This window comes from Collinsella vaginalis, assembly GCF_900176655.1.
GTDB lineage: Bacteria > Actinomycetota > Coriobacteriia > Coriobacteriales > Coriobacteriaceae > Collinsella > Collinsella vaginalis.
In genome coordinates this window covers 1-827 of sequence record NZ_LT838861.1, presented here as the reverse complement: position 1 = coordinate 827, position 827 = coordinate 1, and the positions used below count along the sequence as shown (strand labels likewise).

Here is an 827-nt window from a genome sequence, read left to right as displayed (position 1 = left end):
CCGTTCACGTCGACAACAAGCATGAGCACGCCGTCACGCTCGTCATAGTCCCCCTCGGCGAGCGACCACTCGATATGCTGCTTGACCCAGGAGATGAGGTTCCGCGGAAGCGGCGCGCCCTGAACGGTGCGCCGGGAAAGCGCGCGGATATGGCGGTTGAGCAGGGGAACCCGCTTGCCTGCCATGCGCCAGCGGCAGACGAGGGCAGGGCGGTCCAGGTCGAAGGGCTCAGGCCCCCGCTCCTCGGCGGCGCAGAACGCCTCATAGGCCCGGAACTCGTTCTCATCGTCGAACAGGGAGCTGAGCTCGTCCTCCATGCTGCCTCCTCAACCACGGCGCGGACGTCTCCCGACGTCCGCGCCTACCTTTGCGACCCGCACGTCCCATCGCGCCCCGCGGAACGGCCAACCGCAGCGGGGGCCGCCGCGGGACCCGCATCTCGCCGCAGAGCAGGTCCCGCTGCGAGAAGGGCCCAGCGACGAGGCACCCTACTGCAGCCCCGGCGCTGCGATGAGCCCCGACAGGTCTTCTCCTAGTGCCGGAAGTGGCGCGTGCCCGTGAACACCATCGCGATACCGTGTTCGTCGCAGGCGGCGATGCACTCGTTGTCGCGCTTGGACCCGCCCGGTTGGATGATCGCCGTCACGCCGTGGGCAGCGAGCGTGTCCACGTTGTCGCGGAACGGGAAGAACGCGTCGCTCGCGCACGCGAAGCCGCCAGCCTCGACGCCCATGCGCCCGCAGGCCTCCTCGGCACGACTGCAGGCAAGGAGGGCCGAGTCGACGCGGTTGGGCTGACCCGGGCCCATGCCGATGCCCGCCCCGTCC

At 70.0% G+C, this 827-nt stretch carries 2 pseudogenes; both read right to left on the bottom strand.

From position 1 onward, the window contains the following. Positions 1–317: pseudogene (locus CAP13_RS10360) on the bottom strand (hypothetical protein); the annotation flags it as partial. 215 nt (positions 318–532) lie between these two features. Beyond that, positions 533–827: pseudogene (gene purH, locus CAP13_RS09470) on the bottom strand (bifunctional phosphoribosylaminoimidazolecarboxamide formyltransferase/IMP cyclohydrolase); the annotation flags it as partial.